This window comes from Pseudomonas sp. PS02302, from assembly GCF_029959585.1.
In the GTDB taxonomy this organism is placed as follows: Bacteria; Pseudomonadota; Gammaproteobacteria; order Pseudomonadales; family Pseudomonadaceae; genus Chryseomonas; species Chryseomonas aestiva.
The window spans coordinates 38387-54242 of sequence record NZ_JASCON010000009.1; the positions used below are offsets into that span (position 1 = coordinate 38387).

A 15856-nucleotide genomic window follows, 5' to 3' on the forward strand; every position below is an offset into this window, starting at 1 on the left:
ATGGGGGCCCTGACGAAAGCTGAGATGGCCGAACGTCTGTTTGAAGAGCTCGGTCTGAACAAACGTGAAGCCAAGGAATTGGTCGAACTGTTCTTCGAAGAAATTCGTCATGCGCTCGAAAGCAACGAGCAGGTCAAGTTGTCCGGTTTTGGCAACTTCGACCTGCGCGACAAGCGCCAGCGCCCCGGACGCAATCCCAAGACGGGGGAGGAGATACCCATCACGGCACGCCGTGTGGTGACCTTCCGCCCCGGGCAGAAACTGAAAGCCAGGGTCGAGGCCTATGCTGGAACCAAGTCATAACGACGAACTGCCGGTCATACCGGGCAAGCGCTACTTCACCATCGGTGAGGTGAGCGATCTCTGCCTGGTCAAACCGCACGTGCTGCGCTACTGGGAGCAGGAATTTCCCCAGCTGAACCCGGTGAAGCGCCGCGGTAACCGGCGCTACTACCAGCGCCACGACGTGCTGATGATCCGTCAGATCCGCTCCTTGCTCTACAACGAAGGCTTCACCATCGGCGGGGCGCGCCAGCGCCTCACCCAGGGCGACGAGACCCGCGACGAGGGTTCGCAGTACCACCAGCTCATCCGCCAGATGATCAGCGAACTCGAAGAAGTCCTCGTCGTATTGAAAAAGTGAAAAAAAGCTTCCATTAATCAAAGTGTTGCAGTAAGATGCACGCCGTTCCCTAGGGAACACAGTCGGGGCGTAGCGCAGCCTGGTAGCGCACTTGCATGGGGTGCAAGGGGTCGAGTGTTCGAATCACTCCGTCCCGACCAAAAAATCGTAGAAAATCCAGCCACTTAGCGGTGGCTGGATTTTTTTATGTCTGCTTGGTTTGGTGTTTATCCGAAATTTGCCCCACTTTTTGCCCCACCTGTATTTAGGTAGCTCCAAAGAGCTTCCTAAAGGGGAAGGTTTGGCACACTGGTTTTCCTAGCCTCGCCCCGCAATAAGCAGTAGAGGTTTACATAGCGGGGTTGCGAGCTTTCGAATGGGCGCCGTGCAGTAGATAGAAATCAACGGGAGCCCTCCTGCTAGCAATATTACGGTCGAGCGCCTGAGCGTGGAGCTGGCCGAGCGCTTCGCCTGCGTCGACGATTTGGTTATCACTGAGCCGCCGATCCAGTATTGCATCGACATCCTCGAACACGAAGGCAAGCTTAGGCCCTGCGCGGTACTGGTCGAGGATGTGTGTACAACTGTCTTTAACCCCTTCCCCGACGTATTGCCGATGACCACCGAAATCTTCGTCTGGGCCAGGGCATTGCCTATAACGGTCGTAGCGTAAGCGGGGCTCAGGAGCCGGTACCAGCGCTGCATGACTTCAACTTAGAGGTGCGCCAGGGCGAGTTCCTCACCTTACTAGGTACCTCCGGCTGCGAAAAGTCCACATTCCTCAACATCCTCGTCGGCCTCGTGCAGAAGAGCGCTGGCGACTTGAGAATCGCTGGCAGGCCGTTGCAGGGTATCAATCCGCACCAGGGCGTGGTAATGCAGGGTTATGCGCTGGTTCGGTACTGGACAGCTTCGCCATGAGCCCTCGACGAGCTTGAACACCGTGATCGGCTAGCGACGACGAGAGAGTACCGGGCGCTGCTTGGCCTGCGGGGCAGGACGCACGCTATCCCGACGGAATCTGCGACAGCTAGGGCACAGCGGGTGGCGCTGGCAAGATCCGGTAACCGGATCACCTGCAACAGGGGACCTAACCATTTCTCGTCCCGCCGATTCCGCTGGGTCACATCAAGGATGCCGGCCGATAGTAGGCTTCGGCTGCGAGCAGGCAGGCCCTCGGCAGCAGCGACGTCGCGCTCCGCACGATCAGCTTGCCCTGGGTCCGCGCAGCAGTGTCCACACGATGTCGGCCGAGATGACCGGTCCTGAAGGGCTCCAGCGTGAGCGAGAATTGCCCGCTCCTTGGGCCAATGGCCACCTTCCAGAGGTGGCGGATCAACTCGGCGCCCCAACAGGTGTTAAGGACGACGATTCTCCGTGCGAAGGTGCAGCGCTGCCTGGCGGGGAGTAGGGCGGACTGGATGTTCAGTTAGAACGCGGCATCCCGGTCCTCCACTTCCGACACCACGAGCGGATTGTTGCGGCTCATCTCCACCGAAAGCAGAAAGTCTGGCCCTTCCGGCGAAGTGGCGGGGCAGTACCTCGCCGGCCAGGCTTGATCCTGTGAACAGAAAGCCGTCCTGCCCTGACCCCTAGGTCACAGTTAGCCAGTCTCCCGGCCAACCTGCAGGGGGTTAAGAACCCTGTTCGGCAGTCCGGCCTGCTGCCAGCCCGCACTACCCATTCGGCGATTGCAAACGCCTGTGCCCTGGACTTGAACACCAGAGTACTGCTGGTGAGCAGAACGGGTACGATATGACCATTCGGCAGGTGCGTGGGAGGTTGTCGGGCCAGAGCGTTTCGCGGACTTACCCCCTTGTACCTTAAGGCTAAGCAGCGAAATGGCGACATCTGTCGTCGTCTCCCACAGCGGCTTGCCCGTCTCTTGGGCGATCAGTCGGACTAGGTCAGCGCGTTCAGCCTGCAACTGCTCGGCGAAGCTATTGAGGATCGTCTGGCGGCCCGGCCCTACCATTGGAGTTCGGTAGGGACTCGAAGGCAGTCGCCGCCCGAGGACCATTGGCCTTAATCAATTGCACACTCACCGACTTGCTCCTTCCCGTCCGGTGTATAGCGGTACTGTACGCACCTGTGGGCAATGATTGAAACTACAACGCTCGGCGACCAGGCAGGTGATTCCGGCAACCCTGTAGCGGGTGTTGTAGATCAGGTAGGGCTCGCCGCCGCCATGGGTCTTAACAGCGATAGCTTGAATAGGCTGCTCTCCGCGACGCGGCGGATGTGGCGGATGTAAGGCGATCCGGGCACTGAGTATGGGCCCGCTTCGAAGATGTCGACGTGCTCCCACTCGACGATTTTCTACCTTCTATAAGCAGCAGCACCTGCCTCTGAGATAATGCTGGCGACCTTCAGAGCAGGTGGAAAGTTAGTTCCCCTTTGCCACGAGTTAATTCTTTTATTTGTCAGTTAGGTCCAACTTGCACCTCCCGGGCTTTTTCTAATGCATAGTCCGGGCTATGTCCGTTGCGGTTTGGCGATTTGAGAGTAACCTAGCTCCCATGTTCACGCACAGTATGGGAGATGACTCTATGTCGAAAATCGAAATGGACAGCCGCGATCATGTGCGCGGTCACCGAATTATCAGGTTGAATACCCTTCGGGATAAAATAGGCGTTAGTAGGGCTAAAATTTACGAAATGATAAATCCTCAGTCGCCGCGGTATGATTCGACGTTTCCTAAGCCGGTTAGGCTAACCTCGAGTATGATCGGCTGGCTTGAGAGTCAAGTTGATTCTTGGATTGAATCGAAGCTAAATACAAATAATAGAACCAATTAATTATCGTTATTCTGTGGCGGCTCTTTACGCTGGCTGGCCTGGCGTATTTTGGATATAAGGTTTTTTTAATATACGCGATGCGAAGCAAAATGCAGTACACAGGCATAAAGTAAAATGTATTACAGGCAAGATGCAATGCGCACGATAAAGGTAATGTTTTTGCGCATGTAGAGTGTATGCGTGCTGCGTGTATGATCGTTAGTGATTATTTGGTGAGTCTCGCCATATCTTAAGTCTACTTGAAGATCCTCGGTAGTTGGGTGGAAGAATTTCCTCAACTGAGAGTGTGGGTTTTATCCGTGATGAGCTTTGATGCTAACTCTGGCGTGAGAATAAAAGAATGAATGAGTCAGAAAGCAAGCTACTTGCTGGAGGACATTTCGCCGATCATCAAGGCAGAATAAAACCAAACATCGAGTGTCAGGTTAGAATGGCGCTCGTATACAAGTTAAACCAAGTCTTGATAAGAGTAAGCGATACGGACGATGAGCTCTTTAGGATGGCTGAAGAGATAGATGATGATGAAGGTATGATTTGTACGAGCTTAGGACATCGATTCCTTTCTACGTTGAGTCTGGAAGTGGTGGAGGTGTTCGAGGTTTTTTTTAATTGTAGGTTTAACCCGTATTTTGAAAGCTTCTGTTCGATAGCTAAGAAGCATGGTTTCTTCGGAAAGGGAGATCATTTATCTGTTTTGAGGCAGACATTTCAAGCAGAGCTGGTATCTAAGCTAAACGATTGCGTGTTGGAGTTGCGACAGGAGTATGCGAGTAAAGAATTTAAGCAGAAACTGTATGATTATAGGAAGTCAGGCACTAAAAACCTGAGGTCATTGAGAGATTATTTTTCCCAAATGTTCGAGGCGCATGCACGGATGCTGATGGTGAGGGTAGATCTTTCCTATAGTAAGGCATGCGTTGAAGCTGGTGATGCGCTGCATGAGCGAGTGCAAAGAGATCGAGACATGTTAATTAATCATGTCAAGTCGGGAGTATTTGGTCCGCTGCTGGGGGTGGTGTGGAAGTTAGAGCGCGGCGTTAGGAGAGGGCTTCACTATCACATGCTGTTTTGTTTTGATGCGAACGTAGTACGTGCGGACATTTTGATAGGAATAGGAGTCGGCCAATATTGGCAAAAAGAAGTCACAAATGGAAAAGGGGTGTACTACAACTGTAATGCTTACAAGGAAAAGTATCCGAAGCCATTTTTAGGTCAAATGCATTACACCGATAAAGTTGCGTGGGAAGGGCTTGATCAATACCTTAGATACATTACGGTGGCAGATGACCTCTTACGATTATCGCTCCCGCATACCCGAAGTTTGGGTAGGACGGGAGCGACTCGCAGGGCGACGTCAAGGCGAGGAAGGCCTCGTAAGGAGGAGGGATAACAATGAGTTGGGGCTGTTACTGCTGATAGTAATCGTGGCGGCTAGCTTGAAGTCTTGAGTATTCCTCGAAAATAGGGTTTTGCTTAGTTTTATTCGGATTAGGTTTTAGCCATCGCTTCACGGTCCTCTCCATGTCCTTGCCGAAATCTAAGGTCCCATCTGAATGTATTGCCTCTCTAAGATGTGATTTGATCATGTGGTATGCTTGTGTGATGCCGGAAAATCCAAGCGATGGAATGTTTTCTTTGAGAAGCTTTATAACAAGCTCGTGCTCCCGGATGTTTTTGTTAGCTTTCGCGGATCGTTCCCGCTGTTTTTCGTTATCGTAAATTTCTGCATCGACGCCAATATAGCAGTTTCGTCCTGCTACAGCCGATCCGGTGATATAGGCCGCTTGAGTAAGATAGGCCCATGCAGTCTGGGTGTCTTCTTGCGCCGCTGCTTCCGCAAGCAATAAGTAAACACAGGCGTGATTGAAACTCGTCCTGAAGGGCGCGTGCTGCTGAGGATTGAGATACTGTAATTGTTGATCCTTCTCCATGGTTTCAGCGGTAATTTCGTCATTTTCTAGCTTTGCTTGGAGTTGCGCTAAGTGAGTCTCGAAATCCAAGGCCATAGGCCAGTGCGAAGGCCGGCTCTGCGTCGAATCAAACCGACTGCCTAGCACTCCGTGCCAGTCCAGCGCCAGAAGCGAGAGCTGGCTCTTGATCATTACACTGACCTTCTGAAAATCTGGAGGGGCGATACCTGATTTTTTCATACTGCCATCTTCTCGCGTGGTGGTGGATGGCCAAAGGCTAGCTCAGTGACGACGACATGTAATCTTTGCCCTGCTTGTAAAAAAACAAAACCCGGATTTTGCATACGAGCTTTGAAACGAGGACCTTATGACTCCGATCTGGGCATTGGAGTGGGCCACGCCCTAGACATTGAGAGTCCGGATCTGTGACGGCTCCTGCTAGGTAAGGTGATGACCATGATGGAAGCCAATCTCGAAGAGCCCCTCACGATCAAGCAGCTGTGCGACTACGCCGACCGCTCGCGCCATCAGTTGGAACGGCTGTTCCGCCAGCAGCTCGATACCGCGTCCATGCGCTATTATCTTGAGCCGCGCATCACTGAAGACCGCTCTCTGCTACAGCACTCCTCCTTGTCGATGCTTGAAGTGGCGGTCGCTAGCGCCTTCACCTCGGCTACCCACTTCAGCAAAAGATACTCAGGTTATTTGGGCTATCCACCTTCTAAGACGCGGCGGCTGAAGTAGTGAGGATATGCTGGATGCCTGCGAGACGACGCCTGCATTAGTGAAAGTCACGGCTTCGGGTATCGAGGCCCTGTAACAGTTCACTGATGTCCTCAAGCCGTCCTGCTACGACGTGCAGTACACCATCACGTGTTTCGATGGTGCCATCCACACGCAGCAGTTGCGACGCTACCAGCTCCCGCCGCTGGCGCTCAGCCAAGGTTCGCCACACCACCACGTTCACCATCCCAAACTCGTCCTCGAGCGTCACGAAGGTCACGCCGCTGGCGGTACCAGGCCGCTGCCGCCCAACGACCAGGCCAGCTACCCGACCCGGCTGGCCGTGGCGCCGTTCTTTTAGCTCTTTCGAGCTCATCAGCCGTCGGGCCGCGAGCTCCGCGCGCAGCAGTGTGAGCGGATGGGGCCCCAGGGTGGTACCTAGCGAGGAATAGTCGGAGTAGAGGTCCTCACCCACGGTCGGTGCGACCAACTCCTGGATCTCCTCCTCAACCACCGCGCCTTCGGCAAAGAGCGGTAGCTGCGGCTCTATCGCTGCCATCGCCCAGCGCGCCTGGAACCTGTGCCCAGCCAGCCCCTTCAACGTTCCGGCGTCCGCCAGGCACTCCCGGGCCTTGGCATCGAGGCCTGCACGTAGGTACAGGTCAGTGACATCGCGGAATGGCCGCTGCCAGCGGGCCTGCTCAACCGTGCGTCCGGCTTTTTCGGCCAGGCCGCGCACCATGCGCAGTCCCATCCGGATGGCCGGTTGTGGGCTATCCGCGACAGCCTCGAGGCTGCAATCCCAGTCGCTGCAGGTCACGTCCACCGGCAGGGTCTGCAACCGATGGCGCCGGGCGTCCTGCAGGATCTGGTCTGGGCTGTAGAAGCCCATGGGGTAGGAGTTGATCAATGCCGCGGCGAAGGCGGCCGGCTCGTGGCATTTGAGCCAGCAGCTTGCATAGGTCAGCAGGGCGAAGCTGGCCGCATGAGACTCGGGAAAGCCGTAGCTGCCGAACCCTTCGATCTGCCGGAAGATGTCCGCGGCATACTCGGCGGTATAACCGTTCGCAAGCATGCGCGAGGTGAGCCGCTCCCGGTGCGGTTCCAGCCCGCCATGGCGCTTCCAGGCCGCCATGCTGCGCCGTAGCTGATCGGCTTCGCCTGGGGTGTAGTCGGCAGCAAGGATGGCGAGCTCCATCACCTGTTCCTGGAACAAGGGGACACCCAGGGTCCGGCCGAAGACGCGCTCCAGCTCTGGCGGGTAGCTGATTTCCTCCTGGCCCGTCCGCCGGCGCAGGTAGGGGTGGACCATGCCCCCCTGGATAGGGCCCGGCCGGACGATAGCCACTTCGATCACCAGGTCGTAGAAGGTCTGGGGCTTCAGCCGCGGCAGCATGGCCATCTGGGCGCGTGACTCGATCTGGAACACGCCGAGCGTATCGGCCCGGCTGATCATCGCGTAGGTCGGCTTGTCCTCCTGGGGGACGGTGGCGAGTGTCAGTTCCTCACCTCGATAGCCTTTGACCAGGTCGAAACAACGGCGTAGGGCACTGAGCATGCCCAGGGCGAGGATGTCGACCTTGAGCAGACCCATGGCGTCGAGGTCGTCCTTGTCCCACTGGATGACGGTGCGTCCTTCCATGGCGGCGTTCTCGACCGGTACCAAGGTATCCAACGTCTGATTGGCGATAACGAAACCGCCCGGGTGCTGGGAGAGATGCCGCGGGAAACCGATCAGCTCGCCGGTAAGTACCAGAATCCGGTGGAGCAGGGGGCTATCAGGGTCGAAGCCCGATTCGCGAAGTCTCTCCGGTGGCGGTAGGTTGTCCGTCCAGCGGCCGCAGCAGTCCGCCAGCGCGGTGATTTGATCTGGGGGTAAGCCCAGGGCCTTGGCCACGTCCCGCACAGCGCCAGCAGCGTGGTAGGTGGATACCACCGCAGTGAGCGCGGCGCGCTGCCTGCCGTAACGGCGGAAGATGTACTGGATGACCTCTTCCCGGCGGTCATGCTCAAAGTCGACGTCGATGTCCGGCGGCTCGTCCCGCTCGTGGCTGATGAAGCGCTCGAACAGCAGGTTGATCCGGGTTGGATCCAGCTCAGTGATGCCCAGTGCAAAGCAGACGGCAGAGTTGGCGGCCGAGCCGCGGCCTTGATAGAGAATGCCTTGCTGACGGGCGAAACGGACGATGTCGTGCACCGTCAGGAAGTAGCTCTCGTACGACTTATCGGCGATCAGCTGCAGCTCCTTCTCGATCTGAGCACGCAGGCGATCCGACAGACCTTCCGGCCAACGCCAGGCGCAACCTTCCTCAGTGAGAACCCGCAGCCAGCTGGTGGCCGTGTGGCCCTCCGGCACTACCTCGCTGGGGTACTGATAGCGCAGCTCGGCCAGGCTGAAGGTGCAGCGCTCGGCAATGCGCAGGGTCTCCTGCAGCAGCTCGGGCGGATAGCACCTCGCCAAGGCCTCACGGGTACGCAGATGACGCTCCCCGTTCGGGAAGAGCAGCTGGCCAGCTTCCGCCACCGGGACGTGATGGCGGATCGCGGTGATGGTGTCCTGCAGGGCCCGACGACCGCGGCAGTGCATGTGTACGTCGCCCGCGGCCACCAGCGGTAGCAACAGGGCCGCACCCAGCCCCTGCAACTGCTGCAGCCGTACCTGGTCGTCCTGGTCGAAGTGGAGCTCGGCGGCGATCCACAGCCGGCCGAGAAATACCTCCAGCAACCAGCGCACCGACTCTGCCTCTGCGTGCCGATCCGGTACCCAGAGCGCGACAAGGCCGGCGACTTGGTCGAGGTCCTCGCGCAGGAGCCGGTAGCTGCCCTTGTCCGCGCGCCGGCGCGCGAGGGTGATCAGTCGGCACAGCTGCTGGTATCCCTGCAGGTTTTCAACTAGCAGCACCAGCTTTGGGCCCTGGGCGACCTGGAACTCAGCGCCTACGATCAAGCGGACGCCGTGCTTCTCAGACGCCTGCCAGGCCCGCACGATGCCGGCGAGAGTGCACTCGTCAGTGATGGCCAGAGCCTCATAGCCCATGGCCTTGGCCCGCTCGAACAGCTGATCGACGCTGGAGGCACCGCGCTGGAAGCTGAAGTTCGACAAGCAATGCAGCTCTGCATAGCGCGGTGTCACGCAAACCACCCCTGCACCCACCAGCGCCCTTCGGTAGGCGTTTTGAAGGCCCAGGCCGTGCGCCCGTCGGCGAGCTTAAGCACGTAGTAGTCCCGGCGGGCATCCTCACCGTCCCACCATCCGCTCTCGATACGCTCCGGCCCGCTTAGGACCCGTGACTGATCGACATCCAGCGGCTCCGGCGCCGGCAGCAGCCAACCCGGCCGTCGATTCGGTCCCAATGCCTGGAGTGCCAGCGAAGGCGTATCTCGCCGCCAGGCCCGCTCCGGCCGGTGGTCGCCCTGGGCGCCGATCGCATAGACCGCGTCATCGCCTAGGCGCGACCGCAGCCGCTCGCGGAGCTGCTCCCAGCTCACCGTCTGCTGCGGACGTTCATCGAAGAGGCCGCGGTGCTGAGGGACGAAGGAGGGCAGCTCGTCGGCGACCAGGCCGATGGCGAGTACCGGTTCAACCACCTGGGTAGGCTCAAGGCGCCCCCGGGCAAATTCGAACAGCAGCGCAGGATCCCGCTCGGGTGCAAGCAGACCCACGACGATCTCGGTTGTCGGCGCCTCGCGATGCTCCAGGCGCAGGGTGAAGCGCTGAGCGCCCATGTCCCGGCCGGCGAGGTAGGTGGCCAGGTCCGAGGTCAGGCGACGCAGCGGGAACAGCAGGGCCTGCGTCGACTCGACCTCGAAGTTGAGTTCGATCCGCAGCCTGAAGGTAGTCGGGGGCAGGAAAAACTCCAGGGGTAGGACCTTGCTGCCCAGCATCTGATCGAGGTGGTTGAGCAAACTCACGGGGAAGCGCCGGGCGAGCTGGGCCCGTGGCAGCGCCAGTACCTGACTGAATTGCCGAAGCCCCATACGGCTCAAGGCCTGGACGATCTCAGGCTCGAAGCCCAAGAGAGCCACCGGCAGCGTCCGCATCGCGCTGGCCAGGCCTGCGTCGTCGCGAACCGCCAGGCTGTCGCCTGCGTTGGCCAACACCCGGGCGGCGACCGGATTGGGCGCCAGGGTGATCCGGTGGCCGAACCCGAGCGCCGTGAGCTCCTGGCGCAGGCGTGCTTCGAACCTCGGCCATGAGCCGAAGAGCGGCAGGCTCGACTGCACTTCGAGCGCCAGGGCGTCGGCGAAGTGCAGGCTCACCTGGGAGCTGAATCCGTATGCCCAAGCCGCTAGCAGTTCGTGCTGGCGCCTCAGCGCCGCCTCGTCGTACTCCACCGTCGCAAACTGCGGGCAGATCGCTTGAGCCGCGGTGTAAGTCATCTCCGGCCGGAGCCCCAGCGCCAAAGCCGCCGGGTTCGCCGCCTTGATAATCCGGCGCTGAATAGGCCCGTGGAGCAGCACTAGCGGCTCATCAGGGTCAGGACAATTGCGCAGCACACCGTCCAGCGCGAACTGCGGGAAGAAGATGCAGGCCCATTTCATGGCAGTAGTCCCTCAATGCCAGACCCGATGCGTCAGCGCGGTCGCCGGTGGATTGCCGCCGCGGCACTTGAGCACTCGCAGCTGCTGAGGCGAACCCTCGAGCACCAGGCGCAGCGCTGCAGGTGAGGCATTGACGGCTTCCCGCAGGTGGCGGAACGCAAAGGCAAGGGTCTGCCCGGTCTCTGCAGCCACCTGCAGCCGTCGCAACGCGCGATCGTCCGCACGGCTGGGCCAGCAGAGCACCGCGCCACAGCTACCGGAGCGCAGGCACTGCTCTGCTGCCCACAGCACGTCTTTGCCCTGTACCTGGATGATGTTCAGCCGGCCAAGATCGACGCCGGCCTGCAGCCACGCATGCGGGTAGAGCAGGTAGGGAGGGGCGATCAACACCACGCGTTCGCCGGCGGCGGTGAGGCGCGCCAGTGTTGGCCATACGAGAGTTAACTCACCCAGGCCCGGCCTGGCGCTCAGGATTTCGGTCAGGGCGGCATCAGGCCAACCGCCAAGGGGCAGTTGGGCGTCGAGTGCGGCGTGCCCGGTTGGCTGAGTGCTGCCGTCGTCCACATGCGGACTCTGCCCGCGCCACACGCGGCGACTGTCGAGCAGAGAGTCGAGCGCAACGACATTGGTAGCTGCGCTATCCATGCTGCACCCCCGTCTGCATAGAAGTCGGTGCAGGCGGCGTGCTGCCACGCTCGGTCAGCAGCACCTGCAGCTGCGCGCGCACTTTGAAGAGGTCAGCGTGCAGGACGGAGTTCATCGACTCCAGCCGCAAGATATGGCGCTGGGCACGTGAGAGGGGATCGTCACGGTCGTCCGGAATAAGTCGGTCACCGCGAGGCACGTGGCGCTGGTTCTCTTCCTGTACGAACTGGACGTAGCGCAAGCGGTGGCGCTGAACTTCCGCCGTCAGGACATCTTGCTCAGCGACCAGAATGCGATTAGCGCGCTGAGCTTGGCCCAGGCACTGACGCACCTGGTCGAGCTCCTCGGTCAACAGATCAACGAGGTTGCGGCAGTACATCAGCTCCGTAGGGCGGAAGAGTGACTGCTGCTGTTCGAAGCTGTCCTGCTCATCACCAAGCATGTCCATAGCGGCCCACCTGCTCAGTCCCTGAAGCCATGACCTTCTGATACTCGACAGAACGACCGGGACAACCGTGGCAGAGACGAGGGATGGGGCGCGAAATGGACATGAGATAGACCTCCTTTCAGGATACTGTATGGATAGACAGTAGTCACTGAAAGGGTTCCCAGCAATCTTGACACCGACGAACGGTAGAAGAAATTTATGGCCCATCGCTTGGTGGGTCTGGGCAGATTCGAATTGCCTACCTTACCCTTATCAGGGAGGTGCTATAACGAGCAGAGCTACAGACCTGATCGTCTTACCTTGAGTCTCAATCTCCAACCTACCTGTGTGATCAACTATCCGTCAGCTGATAAGGAGTTGCCTATTGGCGTGGTGGGGCTCTGAAAGATCGTATGTGCCAGCTCAGCCGCATTCTGCTGAACATATAGGAGTTACTAGTTCTGCACACTCTAGGTTGAGATAATTCATTCCAAGGAGCTATTCGCCAAAAGCAGATTGGCGCCTAAGATGGTCGTCGACTATCGTTCCGAGTGGACAGAATAAAATGCTCAAAAGCTCCGAAACAGTCCATTGTGGTCAGCCGTAAATTTTATCTGCCTGGCGTCTAACGTTACATGCGGATACTACGAGAAGGGCAAAGCCATGAAGATATGTAGCTTGGTGTTCGCGACTTTGTTATGCGGTTGTGTTTCAAATGCTCCTTTCAGAACCGCTGATGGAACATGCACCGGTCATGCGTATGGATGCGGATATTTTTATGAAGAGCATCCGGGGTATGATCTAGGGTTTGTAGAGTTTTCTGAGAGGGGTAATGATTTTTCACCGCAAAATACAGCAAAGATTCTTGAAATAATTAAGGATAAAGAAGAAAAGGGTGACATAGCGATAATTGTCTTTAGTCATGGGTGGAAGCACAATGCCTCGACACAAGACGGTAACGTAAAAAGCTTTGAAAAAGCCTTGGATTTTATAGCGCGATCAAACGCTGTAGGAAAAAAGCAAATAGTCGGAATATACGTTGGGTGGCGTGGGTTAAGTCTCCATGGTCTGCAGCTGGAAAACACGACCTTCTGGGATAGAAAAGCAGTAGCAGAAGAAGTTGGTCGAGGTGGCGTAACGGAACTCCTCGGTGATCTCGAGTATATTTCAAGCAAAAAAAAATCGAATTTTATGCTGACAATTGGACACAGCTTTGGTGCCGCAATCACTCTGTCTGCCCTGCATGACACGTTATTGGAAAGAATGAAACTTGCTGAACAAGGTCGTGGGCTTAGGACCTTCGGAGATGGCGTTGTTCTTTTAAATCCTGCCATTGAAGCAAATCAAGCATTGCTTTTGAAGGAAAGCAGTATGCGTCTTGGTGCTAAAGGAGAGCCCCTCCCGCCAGTTATGTATGTTGTAAGCTCTCGAGCTGACATACCTACAAACATGCTTTTTCCTATTGGCCGTTTTTTAGGAATGGCTGGCCGATGGAGTCAGGTGGACATAGAAAGAGTATACTTCGAGCGAAACTATATACTTAATGAGTCGCAACTAGACAGTCAGACGATTGGTAATTACGCTTTATTTAGAACCGGCTTTATGGATGACTTGCTGGTGGATGCAGAAACTTTTGAAGAATTGGCGTCGGGCGTAACCGCTGGTCACAATAGAAATATATTTATGAGCTCAAGTATTCTGTCTTTGCCAAATACTAAAATGAAAAGTTGGGGCTTTGAATCATATTGTTCATCGACTGGTGGTCGCGAGGTGAGCCGGTTGCCATGTTTTGATCACGATCCAATAGATTTCATTTCGGTACCAAAATCATTTATCAAAAATCATAATGATATTTTCAATAGGAACGTCATAGCGCTGCTTTCAACTATTGTACACAGGTCCTTGGTACAAAAAGACGGGAGATTACGTGAGTATTGCGCTGCAGGCGATAAGTTCGATTTTGGCAAGTGTTATGCGTATTATTCGGCGTACAACCAGTCTGTTGAATATCTTCCAGATTAGTTTTCTTGTGTCACCCTCGCGGGCGGGCGGGCGGGCAGCAGTAGCATGCAAGGCCTGAGTCTTCCTGTCATTGTTGGCGATACATAGTGCCGCGGCCTGAAAATACAGTGCACCTCCTTATGGCTAAATGTGTCGGCTGACGGCGCAGGTCAAAAAAACGGCATGCTGAAAGGTCTTTCAGGCTAGTATATCGGCGTTCTAGAAAGGTGCCTACTTGCTTCCAGTCCTTGCAACAGGCATTCTGAATAGGTAGGTGCTTATGCCTGCGCTAAGGAGAAAAAGAGCAATGACAATTGCCGAGGTTGCCGTATACATGAACGAAAATCTGATCTGCCTCAAAGCCGCTATGCTGTTGGCCGCGGTATTTTTGGGTTTCATGACGTGGGAGAGTAAAATCAATCGGAAAGCATAGCCGCGCGCAGAAAAACTCTGCCTTCGGCAGAGTTTCTTGGAGCTGCAGATGAATTCATATTTTCATTCGCACAGCGATTGGGAGTGGTGTGGCGCATTAACGGCAGGCCATTGATTTATGTTGTTTAAAAATTACTCTTAATCAATTGGCAAAGGTTGCTTGTAGCAAGTGTCGAACAATTGCCCAGCTTTAAGGCATGCCTTACAACTGAATCTAATCACCCGTTAGGTTTTCCAAAAAATTGCTATTGCGCGCGACACGCATTTCAGCGAAGCGCTTTGGCGCTTGCTTCCACGATCGCTTCACGAACACCTTCAGTGTCAAAATCATTGGCGTAGCAGGACGCGCCAGACTAGTTGCCTATTGGACGCCCTGACCGGGGCGGACCGACAACTGATGCTCGGATTAGTACTGGGATTGGGTGAGCGCCTGCGCCAGGGATGACGGTTGCCCTCCGACGATCAGGTCGCCGTCGCTTGGCCGGTAGACGTCGTTGGCTCGTCATACTTGGCACCACAGCGCAGACACAGGCACTGGTAGTCCATGAATTGATGGCGATGAACGTCCTTGATGAAGGCATGGGTATCGGGCCAGCTCGTGTGAACCGCGGACATACCCTGAAGCATGTGATTGAAGGCCTCCTCCAGCGGACTGCGCTGGCCCAGTTGAGTGATAGCAACAGGCTCGGTCGGTGGCTGAATACCCCTTAGAAAGGCGTTCAAGCTGCTGATGAGGCTGGCTATCACCTGTGCTGCCTCCTTGGACAGCACGACCGATGAGTTACAGATCAAGCAAGGTGTGGGCATGGCTAAAGCTCTCGTCAGAAAAAGGGGCAGAACGGCTATCTAGAATGAGAAAGGGCAGGCCATCAGGCCTGCCCCTATGCCGTCGTGGATGGGGTGCTGAACGCGGTACCGGAACGGCGAAGCAGCCTGCCGAAAAGCGCTAGTGCCAGAGCGATTGCCACGGCCAATGGCCAGAAGCGCAGCATCAGTACCACAAGGCCGACAGCGAGCAGGCTGCTGGCCAGTAACCCAACGAACACGAAGAGCAAGGCGAGAAATCGCAGAAGCGGCATAGCTGGATCTCCAGTCAGTTAGCGATTGGCCAAGCAACCAGGACACGAGCGCGTGCCTTGGCGGTCGAGCCAATAGTTGTCATGAGGGAAGGGGGAGAGACGTGCTGGTAAAGCGCGCGGAGCGCTAAGTGTCAGCGGGGGGCTGTTAGGCAGGCGGAGCAGATCGCAGGCTAGACCAGGCCCAGTTCCGCCATTGAGACGCAGCCCTCGTGTCCCACGATGATGTGGTCCAGGGTGCGGGTACCCACCAGGTTCAGCAGCTCCTTGAGCGTCTGGGTGAGACGACGGTCTGCCTGGCTTGGCTCCGGATCTCCCGAGGGGTGGTTGTGCACCAAGATCACCGCCGCCGCGTTGTGGCGCAGCACGGTTTTCACCACCTCGCGCGGATAGACACTCGCCGCATCCAGGGTGCCTTGGAACAACTCCTCGTAGCAGATCACGCGATGCTTGCTGTCGAGCAGCAGCAGGGCGAAAACCTCTCGCTCCTGCTGGATGAGCAACGTCTGCAGATGGGCAATGACCTGTTGGGGCTCGGTCAAACTGCTGCCCTTGCTCAATCGCTGGGCAACGAGTTGCCTAGCGATGCCGAGGATGTCGGCTTCGGTCACCGGAGAGTCGATGAGATAGCTGCCAGCGGTTTCGCCAGCTTTGAGCTTGCTCGAAATCATGAGAGGTCT

16 protein-coding genes, 1 tRNA gene and 1 pseudogene are annotated in these 15856 nt (G+C 56.8%); 9 read left to right on the plus strand and 9 right to left on the minus strand.

All coding sequences use genetic code 11. The annotated features are described in order from the left end of the window. From ihfA to QMX82_RS05155, 5 genes are all read left to right on the plus strand, one after another. Positions 1-303, plus strand: a complete 303-nt coding sequence (gene ihfA / locus QMX82_RS05135) for an integration host factor subunit alpha (RefSeq protein WP_007159196.1) — start codon at positions 1-3, stop codon at positions 301-303. Continuing rightward, positions 284-643: a MerR family transcriptional regulator gene (locus tag QMX82_RS05140; protein WP_007159195.1), complete on the plus strand. Its 360-nt coding sequence runs from the start codon at positions 284-286 to the stop codon at positions 641-643. Before ihfA ends, QMX82_RS05140 begins: the two co-directional genes overlap by 20 nt. A gap of 63 nt (positions 644-706) precedes the next feature. After that, positions 707-783: transfer RNA gene (locus tag QMX82_RS05145), tRNA-Pro, on the plus strand. A 287-nt stretch (positions 784-1070) separates the two neighbouring features. Further along, the gene (locus QMX82_RS05150; RefSeq protein WP_282281409.1) at positions 1071-1295 is read left to right on the plus strand and encodes a hypothetical protein; all 225 of its coding nucleotides are present in this window, start codon (positions 1071-1073) and stop codon (positions 1293-1295) included. A 26-nt stretch (positions 1296-1321) separates the two neighbouring features. After that, complete coding sequence (locus QMX82_RS05155; protein WP_282281444.1) at positions 1322-1543, plus strand: ATP-binding cassette domain-containing protein; 222 nt, start codon at positions 1322-1324, stop codon at positions 1541-1543. A 682-nt stretch (positions 1544-2225) separates the two neighbouring features. On the opposite strand, the gene QMX82_RS25940 is transcribed toward QMX82_RS05155, so the two are convergent. After that, the gene (locus QMX82_RS25940) at positions 2226-2642 is read right to left on the minus strand and encodes an aldehyde dehydrogenase family protein (protein WP_442969371.1); all 417 of its coding nucleotides are present in this window, start codon (positions 2640-2642) and stop codon (positions 2226-2228) included. Between the two features lie 544 nt (positions 2643-3186). On the opposite strand from QMX82_RS25940, the gene QMX82_RS05160 reads away from it, so the two are divergent. Together QMX82_RS05160 and QMX82_RS05165 are read left to right on the plus strand one after the other, a co-directional pair. Then, on the plus strand, positions 3187-3420 hold the full coding sequence (locus tag QMX82_RS05160; RefSeq protein ID WP_282281445.1) for a helix-turn-helix transcriptional regulator: 234 nt from the start codon (positions 3187-3189) through the stop codon (positions 3418-3420). Positions 3421-3760: 340 nt separating this feature from the next. Next, a complete protein-coding gene (locus QMX82_RS05165) occupies positions 3761-4810 on the plus strand; it encodes a YagK/YfjJ domain-containing protein (protein WP_282281410.1) in 1050 nt (349 codons plus the stop codon). 16 nt (positions 4811-4826) lie between these two features. On the opposite strand, the gene QMX82_RS05170 is transcribed toward QMX82_RS05165, so the two are convergent. After that, positions 4827-5570 carry a hypothetical protein gene (locus QMX82_RS05170; RefSeq protein WP_282281411.1) on the minus strand — a complete coding sequence of 248 codons (744 nt, stop codon included), beginning with the start codon at positions 5568-5570 and terminating at the stop codon, positions 4827-4829. A gap of 216 nt (positions 5571-5786) precedes the next feature. On the opposite strand from QMX82_RS05170, the pseudogene QMX82_RS05175 reads away from it, so the two are divergent. After that, positions 5787-6074 (plus strand): annotated as a pseudogene (locus tag QMX82_RS05175) (helix-turn-helix domain-containing protein); the annotation flags it as partial. A 37-nt stretch (positions 6075-6111) separates the two neighbouring features. Here the strand turns inward: QMX82_RS05175 and QMX82_RS05180 are convergent. Genes QMX82_RS05180 through QMX82_RS05195 form a run of 4 tightly spaced genes read right to left on the minus strand, consistent with a single transcriptional unit; the run spans position 6112 to position 11688 of the window. Then, on the minus strand, positions 6112-9186 hold the full coding sequence (locus tag QMX82_RS05180; RefSeq protein ID WP_282281412.1) for an error-prone DNA polymerase: 3075 nt from the start codon (positions 9184-9186) through the stop codon (positions 6112-6114). Then, complete coding sequence (locus tag QMX82_RS05185) at positions 9183-10595, minus strand: Y-family DNA polymerase (protein ID WP_282281413.1); 1413 nt, start codon at positions 10593-10595, stop codon at positions 9183-9185. The genes QMX82_RS05180 and QMX82_RS05185 overlap by 4 nt, the downstream gene beginning before the upstream one ends. Before the next feature lie 12 nt (positions 10596-10607). Then, positions 10608-11240, minus strand: a complete 633-nt coding sequence (imuA, locus tag QMX82_RS05190) for a translesion DNA synthesis-associated protein ImuA (protein WP_282281414.1) — start codon at positions 11238-11240, stop codon at positions 10608-10610. Beyond that, positions 11233-11688, minus strand: a complete 456-nt coding sequence (locus tag QMX82_RS05195; protein WP_282281415.1) for a hypothetical protein — start codon at positions 11686-11688, stop codon at positions 11233-11235. The genes imuA and QMX82_RS05195 overlap by 8 nt, the downstream gene beginning before the upstream one ends. Positions 11689-12330: 642 nt before the next feature. On the opposite strand from QMX82_RS05195, the gene QMX82_RS05200 reads away from it, so the two are divergent. Next, the gene (locus QMX82_RS05200; RefSeq protein ID WP_282281416.1) at positions 12331-13689 is read left to right on the plus strand and encodes a hypothetical protein; all 1359 of its coding nucleotides are present in this window, start codon (positions 12331-12333) and stop codon (positions 13687-13689) included. 873 nt (positions 13690-14562) lie between these two features. Here the strand turns inward: QMX82_RS05200 and QMX82_RS05205 are convergent. From QMX82_RS05205 to radC, 3 genes are all read right to left on the minus strand, one after another. Beyond that, entirely contained in the window at positions 14563-14847 is a 285-nt protein-coding gene (locus QMX82_RS05205; protein ID WP_282281417.1) for a hypothetical protein, read from the minus strand. Between the two features lie 134 nt (positions 14848-14981). Further along, the gene (locus QMX82_RS05210; protein ID WP_282281418.1) at positions 14982-15179 is read right to left on the minus strand and encodes a hypothetical protein; all 198 of its coding nucleotides are present in this window, start codon (positions 15177-15179) and stop codon (positions 14982-14984) included. Between the two features lie 170 nt (positions 15180-15349). Continuing rightward, positions 15350-15847, minus strand: a complete 498-nt coding sequence (gene radC / locus QMX82_RS05215) for a RadC family protein (protein ID WP_145250685.1) — start codon at positions 15845-15847, stop codon at positions 15350-15352. Between the last annotated feature and the right edge of the window lie 9 nt (positions 15848-15856).

Coding starts and splice junctions, on each gene's coding strand:
- ihfA (WP_007159196.1), top strand. CDS start 1: ATGGGGGCCCTGACGAAAGCTGAGATGGCCGAACGTCTGTTTGAAGAG.
- QMX82_RS05140 (WP_007159195.1), top strand. CDS start 284: ATGCTGGAACCAAGTCATAACGACGAACTGCCGGTCATACCGGGCAAG.
- QMX82_RS25940 (WP_442969371.1), bottom strand. CDS start 2,642: ATGGTCCTCGGGCGGCGACTGCCTTCGAGTCCCTACCGAACTCCAATG.
- QMX82_RS05160 (WP_282281445.1), top strand. CDS start 3,187: ATGGACAGCCGCGATCATGTGCGCGGTCACCGAATTATCAGGTTGAAT.
- QMX82_RS05165 (WP_282281410.1), top strand. CDS start 3,761: ATGAATGAGTCAGAAAGCAAGCTACTTGCTGGAGGACATTTCGCCGAT.
- QMX82_RS05170 (WP_282281411.1), bottom strand. CDS start 5,570: ATGAAAAAATCAGGTATCGCCCCTCCAGATTTTCAGAAGGTCAGTGTA.
- QMX82_RS05185 (WP_282281413.1), bottom strand. CDS start 10,595: ATGAAATGGGCCTGCATCTTCTTCCCGCAGTTCGCGCTGGACGGTGTG.
- imuA (WP_282281414.1), bottom strand. CDS start 11,240: ATGGATAGCGCAGCTACCAATGTCGTTGCGCTCGACTCTCTGCTCGAC.
- QMX82_RS05195 (WP_282281415.1), bottom strand. CDS start 11,688: ATGGACATGCTTGGTGATGAGCAGGACAGCTTCGAACAGCAGCAGTCA.
- QMX82_RS05200 (WP_282281416.1), top strand. CDS start 12,331: ATGAAGATATGTAGCTTGGTGTTCGCGACTTTGTTATGCGGTTGTGTT.
- QMX82_RS05210 (WP_282281418.1), bottom strand. CDS start 15,179: ATGCCGCTTCTGCGATTTCTCGCCTTGCTCTTCGTGTTCGTTGGGTTA.
- radC (WP_145250685.1), bottom strand. CDS start 15,847: ATGATTTCGAGCAAGCTCAAAGCTGGCGAAACCGCTGGCAGCTATCTC.